The organism is Kribbella sp. NPDC050820, assembly GCF_040653975.1.
Classification (GTDB): Bacteria; Actinomycetota; Actinomycetes; order Propionibacteriales; family Kribbellaceae; genus Kribbella.
The window spans coordinates 21,116-27,115 of the sequence record NZ_JBFAHB010000103.1 but is presented as its reverse complement, the minus strand read 5'-3'; the positions used below and the strand labels follow the sequence as shown (position 1 = coordinate 27,115).

The window sequence follows — 6,000 nt, the reverse complement described above, 5'->3', positions numbered from 1 at the left end:
CCCCACCCCGTACGGCCGGGGGGCCGATAGTTTGGGGCGGCCCCGCGGCAGGTCACGCCGGTACGACGCCAAGGTGTTCGCGGCCAGGCCACGCTCCACCGTGAGGTGGTCCAGGTAAGCGCCAACCGCACGGCTGATGCTCAGACCAGCACCTCGTCGAGCTTCAGCTGGGACAGGTCGTGGGCGTCGGCCACCGGACCGTAGGTGACGTGCCCCGCGTGCGTGTTCAGGCCGAGCGCGAGGCTGTGGTCCTGCTTCATCGCCTCCCGCCAGCCCAGGTTCGCGAGCTCGATCGCGTACGGCAGCGTCACGTTGGTGAGTGCGTACGTCGACGTGTTCGGCACCGCCCCGGGCATGTTCGCGACGCAGTAGAACAACGAGTTGTGCACCTTGTAGACCGGATCGGCGTGGGTCGTGGGACGCGAGTCCTCGAAGCAGCCGCCCTGGTCGATCGCGATGTCGACGAGCACGCTGCCCGGCTTCATCCGGCGGACCATGTCGTTGGTGACGAGCTTCGGCGCCTTCGCACCGGGCACCAGCACCGCGCCGATGACCAGGTCGGCCTCCAGCACCGCCTGCTCGATCTCGAACGAGTTCGCGGCGATCGTCAGCAGGTGGCCCTGGTAGATCTGGTCGGCCTGGCGGAGCCGGGCGATGTTCCGGTCGAACAATTGGACCTGGGCCTGCATGCCGAGAGCGATCGCAGCCGCATTCATGCCGGAGACACCGGCGCCGATGATCACCACCCGGGCCGGGTGCACCCCGGACACGCCGCCGAGCAGCACACCGCGGCCGCCGCCGTTGGCCATCAGGTGGTAGGCGCCGGACTGCGGCGCCAGCCGGCCCGCCACCTCACTCATCGGGGCCAGCAGCGGCAGCGTCCCGTCCGGAAGCTGAACCGTCTCGTACGCGATCCCGGTGATGCCGGACTTCAGCAGCGCCTCGGTGCAGTCGGTGCTCGCGGCCAGGTGCAGGTAGGTGAACAGGACCTGGTCCCGCCGCATCCGGTGGTACTCCTCGGCCACCGGCTCCTTCACCTTGAGCACCAGCTCGGCGTCCGCCCAGACGTCGTCCGCGGCCGGCACGATCCGTGCCCCGGCCGCGACGAACTCGTCATCGGGGATCAGCGAACCGGTCCCCGCGCCCTGCTCGATCAGAACCTCGTGCCCGTTGCGCACGAACTCGTGCACGCCGGACGGGGTGATCGCCACCCGGTACTCGTGGTTCTTGACTTCCTTCGGTACTCCGACCTTCACAACTTGCCCTTCTTTCACATTCCAGGTGTGCGGCCCACGTCGTTGTGTCCGCGGCCCGGCGGTGAGGGGTGAGCTGCCAGGTCGCTGCCGAGTGTAAGCCCGCAAGGTTCATACCACCTGATCGGATGGTCCTATCCGGTGGAGACTCGCGGAACCGATGCCCGGCGGTTCGGTTACACTCCTGCAAGACGCTGCAACTCCGCGTGACGTTGACCGCGGAATCCCTTGCCTCACAGGCTTTGCGCAATCTTGACGCAATCTCCATTTCTGTCTTTACGCCAGTCTTGCACTGCCGCGAAAAACGCTCCTGACGAAAGGTTCTGACATGAACGAGGAGATCGCTCTCCACGGCGGCAACGTCGGCGGCGCGGTCCGCGTCGGCGACACCGTCAGGCGTGCCACCGGCCCGTGGACCCCGGCCGTTCATGCCTTGCTCAACTACCTCGCCGACGCCGGGCTGACCGGGATCCCGCGCGTGCTCGGGTACGACGACCAGGACCGCGAGATCCTCGACTACCTGCCTGGTACGGCGTACGGCCCGGAGGTGCCCGACGACGTGCTGGCCGACGCCATGCGCTGGCTCGCCGAGTACCACCGCGTGGTCACGTCGTACCGGCCCGACGGCGAGATCGTCTGGCGCACGAGTCGCGGCGAACTCGCTGCCGGACAGATCATCTGCATGCACGACTACGGGTACTACAACTGGATCGGCACCGAGTCCGGTTTCAGCGGCGTGATCGACTGGGACATGGCCGGCCCGGGCGTCCCGCTCGACGACATCGCCTTCGCCGCCTGGAACACCGCTCCGCTTGCGATCCCGATGGACCCGGCCTACCAGGCCGCCCGCCTGCAGCTGATGGCAACGTCGTACGGCGGCACCTTCACTCCTCTCGAGATCCTCGAGGCCGCGCCGATCCGTGCTCAGCGGTCGGCCCGCGTCATCCGCGCCGGCCAGCAAACGGGTGACCCAGGCATGCTCAACCTCCTCAAGGTCGGCGAACCCGACCGCACCGAGCGACGACTCGTGGACCTTCGGCAACGAATCCCCGCGATCGCCGCGCACCTGTAGGCCGTCCACATTCTGGTTGCGCCGACAGTCATCGTTGACTTGCCCTGGTGGGCGTCGGGGATGCTTTTCCCAGCACGGAATGGAGCCCGCCCGCTCCCGGTTGCAGCCTGAGAACGGTTCGACGAGAGGAGTACGCGTGGCGGTAGAACTTGGACGCTTCGGGGTCTGGCACGGACCTCAGCACTGGGGGCCGGAGCTGGCGGCGGGACTGGAGCAGGCCGGGTACGGCGCGCTCTGGCTGGGCGGCTCCCCGGACGCCGGCCTGCGCGACGCGGAAGTGTTGCTGGCGTCAACGAACTCCGTTGCCGTCGGCACCAGCATCGTGAACATGTGGAAGTCGCCCGCGGCCGACGTGGCCGCCTCGTACCACCGGCTGGAGGACGAGCACCCGGGCCGGTTCCTGCTCGGGGTCGGTATCGGTCACCCGGAACGCACCGGCGAGTACAAGTCGCCGTACGACACGATCGTCGGCTACCTGGACGAGCTCGACGACGGCAAGGTGCCGGCCGACCGGCGCGCCCTGGCCGCGCTCGGCCCGAAGGTCCTGCAGGTCGCGGGATCCCGCACCGCCGGAGCCCTGCCGTACTTGACGACTCCCGAGCACACCCGGGAAGCACGTCGTACCCTCGGCGGCGGAGTACTGCTCGCGCCGGAGCACGGGATCGTGCTCGAGACCGACGACGAGATCGCCCGGACGACGGCGCGCGACTACCTGGCGTCGTACCTGCAGTTGCGCAACTACCGGTCGAACCTGAAGCGCCTCGGGTTCACCGACGCCGACCTGGACGACGGCGGCAGCGACCGGCTGGTCGACGCGCTCGTGCTGCACGGTTCGGCGGTCGAGATCGCGGAGGGTCTGAAGGCCCACCTGGACGCCGGTGCGGACCACGTCGCAGTCCAGCAGCTGGGGCGTGAGGGGATCGATCTACTGCCCGGTTACGAGGCGTTGGCAACCGTTCTCCTGTAGGTGATGCCGAGTCCGTCCGGCGGTGCGCCTGTTCGCCGGACGGACCTCTTGACGGCCGCTTGAAGCGGAGGAACATCAGCAGTAGACGCACGTCATTTCGGGGTGCGTTCACTGGAGGTGTTCCCCATGACCGAGCGACACGAGTTGCGTTGGGGCGGCATAGCCGGACTGGCCTTCGTCGTCCTGGCACTCCTGGGCAGGTTCCTGCCCGGCAATCTCCCCACGGTGGACGAGTCGGAAGGCACGATCACTGGCTTCATCGACGACGCCCGGACGTCGATGCTGGTCGGGTCCCTGATGTGGGCCGCCGCGGCCGGGTTGATCATCTGGTTCGCCGCTGCCTTCGCCGAGGCGATCCGGGAGCGGGACGAGCGCAGTGACGTCCACCTCGCGCTGCTGGCGGGATCGGTGCTGGTCGGCGGCGCGATCTTCATGACTGCAGGGCTGACCGCCGCGACCGCCTACGGCATCGACGGCCGGGACGCCGCGACCACCGTCATGCTGTACGAGCTGACCGCGGTGATGACGACCATGATCGGCTTCGCCGCCACGCTGCCGCTGGCTGCGGCCGGGATCGGTGTCCTGCGTACCCGGATGATGCCGAACTGGCTCGGGTGGCTCGCGCTGGCGGCCGCCGTCGTGTCGTTCGCCGGCGCCTTCGGTGTGTTCGCCACCGACGGCACGTTCGTTGCCGGCGGCACCTTGATGACCACGGTCCCGCTGCTGCTGTCGGCGGTCTGGATCGTCTGCGCCGGCGGCTACATGATCCGTGAGCACCTGCCGGAGGTGACAGCGGGCGAGGCGATCGTTCCGCAGACCTGAGCCCAGTCGTCCGCCGGGACCGTGTGCCCCTGACGCGCGTCCCGGCGGGCCCTCCCCTCACCGCAGGGTGAAGTCCGCGAAGTCGAATCCCGGCGACACGATGCACGACACCAGCACCGGCTGGTCCCCGGCCGGTCGCGCCGCCTGCCAAGCCCCCGCCGGTACGACGACCTGCGGCCGCTGACCCGCGCCGACGTCAGGTCCGAGGGTGACCGACTCGTCGCCGTACTCGAGCGTCAACGGCCCGCCGGAGTGCCACAACCAGATCTCCGCCGACCGCACCCGATGCAGCCGCGACTCCTCCCCCGGCGCCAGCAGGAAATAGATCGCGGTCGCACTGGCCCGCGTCCCGTCGTACCCCTCCGGCGCGATCTCCACCTCCGACCGCCACGTCTCCCGGTACCACCCACCCTCCGGATGCGGCTCGAGCCCCAACAACCCAGCCAACTCAGGCTTCTCCATAAAAGGCATTGTCGGATGGGCGGGGGTTGGGCAGAGTGCGGGGATGGATGAGTTGCCTTCTGCGTATCATCGGCGGTTGCCGTATGGGGAGCGGTTGTCTGCGGAGGGGCTGGTGGGGCAGCGGTTCTTTCCGTTCGAGGGGGATGTGCAGGTTGTGCCGCTGGCGGAGCCGGTGGTGCCGGAGCCGCCGCGTGGGGGTGAGGCGGGTGGGGCGCCGTGCGTGACGTGTGCTGATCCGAACAAGTTCGTGATCTGGCGGGACGACCAGTGGCAGGTGAAGGCCGGCCTCGAGCCGAGCGGGCTGCCGTTCGTCGCCGTACTCGAGCCGCGGGAGCACTACCGCCTCGACAACCTGCCGCCCGAACTGCTCGCCACGCTCGGCCCGATCATCCAGCGCGTCGCCGGCGCGATCGGCCGGATCGACGGCGTCGGGCGCACGCATTTCAACCGCTGGGGCGACGGCTCCGAACACTTCCACGTCTGGTTCCTCGCCCGTCCGCTCGGCCAGATGCAGTTCCGCGGGGCGATGATCGCCGCCTGGGACGAGATCCTCCCGAAGGTCCCCGACGAGGAGTTCAAGGTCAACGTCCGCACCGTCACCGCCGCCCTGTGCGAAGGCGGCGGCGAGTCGGTGGACTGACCTGTCAGCTGCCCAGCGAGCGGGCGACGAGGATGTCGGTCTTGAGCTGAGGCGGACCGTCGACGGGCGCGGGGTCTTCGGCGGTCGGCGTGACACCGCCGGCGGCGACCTTGTCGAGGACCTTCAGGCCGAGGCGGTCGACGGTGCCGAAGATGGTGTAGTCGGGGCGCAGGCGGGAGTCGGCGAAGACCAGGAAGAACTGGCTGCCGTTGGTGTTCGGGCCGGCGTTCGCCATCGCCAGGGTGCCGCGGGCGTAGACCTTCCGGGTGCCGGTCGGGTCGCCGGGCCAGTTCGGCAGGTCGGTCGCGAGCTCGTCCTTGTAGGAGTAGCCGGGGCCGCGTTCACCGGTGCCGCTCGGGTCGCCGCACTGCAGGACCTTGAGAGTCGGGTACAGCGTGAGCCGGTGGCAGGTGGTGAAGTCGTAGAACCGGCTCTTCGCGAGGTGCAGGAAGCTCTGCACGGTGCACGGCGCCTTGGCCCGGTCGAGCGACAGCAGCATCGGGCCCTGGTTCGTCGCGACCACGACCCGCACGATGCCCTTGTTCGGCGTCGGCGTCGGGTCCGGCGGTAGCGAGACCGGGCGCGGCGACGGGTCGTCGGGGGTCGCGGTGTACCCACAGGGTCCGGTCGTGGTGACCGGCGTGGCGGACGCCGTACCAGGGACGGTCAGCAGGCCGGCGACGGTCAAGGTCGCCAGCAGGGCGACGCGGGTGGCTCTCATCGTTGAGATCTCCTTGGGGCGTTCGGGATCAGCCGGTGGCCAGGGTGAAGATCCGCAGGTCGC

General features: G+C 69.1%; 7 protein-coding genes. 4 read left to right on the top strand and 3 right to left on the bottom strand.

Annotated elements, in window-relative coordinates:
- Positions 1 to 140: 140 nt before the first annotated feature.
- A complete protein-coding gene (gene ald, locus AB0H36_RS44245) occupies positions 141 to 1,256 on the bottom strand; it encodes an alanine dehydrogenase (protein WP_360537501.1) in 1,116 nt (371 codons plus the stop codon).
- A 325-nt stretch (positions 1,257 to 1,581) separates the two neighbouring features.
- Between ald and AB0H36_RS44240 the strand changes: the two genes are divergently transcribed.
- The 3 genes from AB0H36_RS44240 (at position 1,582) to AB0H36_RS44230 (ending at position 4,114) form a co-directional block, all read left to right on the top strand.
- Positions 1,582 to 2,325 (top strand): phosphotransferase, encoded by a 744-nt coding sequence (locus AB0H36_RS44240; protein WP_360537499.1) that lies wholly within the window; start codon positions 1,582 to 1,584, stop codon positions 2,323 to 2,325.
- Positions 2,326 to 2,461: 136 nt separating this feature from the next.
- Positions 2,462 to 3,292: an LLM class F420-dependent oxidoreductase gene (locus AB0H36_RS44235; protein WP_360537497.1), complete on the top strand. Its 831-nt coding sequence runs from the start codon at positions 2,462 to 2,464 to the stop codon at positions 3,290 to 3,292.
- A gap of 126 nt (positions 3,293 to 3,418) precedes the next feature.
- Positions 3,419 to 4,114 (top strand): DUF4386 family protein, encoded by a 696-nt coding sequence (locus AB0H36_RS44230; RefSeq protein ID WP_360537495.1) that lies wholly within the window; start codon positions 3,419 to 3,421, stop codon positions 4,112 to 4,114.
- Positions 4,115 to 4,171: 57 nt separating this feature from the next.
- Here AB0H36_RS44230 and AB0H36_RS44225 read toward each other — a convergent pair whose 3' ends face one another.
- Positions 4,172 to 4,576: a cupin domain-containing protein gene (locus AB0H36_RS44225; protein WP_360537493.1), complete on the bottom strand. Its 405-nt coding sequence runs from the start codon at positions 4,574 to 4,576 to the stop codon at positions 4,172 to 4,174.
- 76 nt (positions 4,577 to 4,652) lie between these two features.
- Between AB0H36_RS44225 and AB0H36_RS44220 the strand changes: the two genes are divergently transcribed.
- Positions 4,653 to 5,216, top strand: coding sequence for a hypothetical protein (locus AB0H36_RS44220; RefSeq protein ID WP_360537491.1), 564 nt, complete (start codon positions 4,653 to 4,655; stop codon positions 5,214 to 5,216).
- 4 nt (positions 5,217 to 5,220) lie between these two features.
- On the opposite strand, the gene AB0H36_RS44215 is transcribed toward AB0H36_RS44220, so the two are convergent.
- Positions 5,221 to 5,937 (bottom strand): peptidylprolyl isomerase, encoded by a 717-nt coding sequence (locus AB0H36_RS44215; RefSeq protein ID WP_360537489.1) that lies wholly within the window; start codon positions 5,935 to 5,937, stop codon positions 5,221 to 5,223.
- Positions 5,938 to 6,000 lie beyond the last annotated feature (63 nt).

What these genes read in the sequence shown, in the direction of transcription:
- AB0H36_RS44230 (WP_360537495.1), top strand. Translation starts at nt 3,419, where the DNA reads ATGACCGAGCGACACGAGTTGCGTTGGGGCGGCATAGCCGGACTGGCC.
- AB0H36_RS44240 (WP_360537499.1), top strand. Translation starts at nt 1,582, where the DNA reads ATGAACGAGGAGATCGCTCTCCACGGCGGCAACGTCGGCGGCGCGGTC.
- AB0H36_RS44215 (WP_360537489.1), bottom strand. Translation starts at nt 5,937, where the DNA reads ATGAGAGCCACCCGCGTCGCCCTGCTGGCGACCTTGACCGTCGCCGGC.
- AB0H36_RS44225 (WP_360537493.1), bottom strand. Translation starts at nt 4,576, where the DNA reads ATGGAGAAGCCTGAGTTGGCTGGGTTGTTGGGGCTCGAGCCGCATCCG.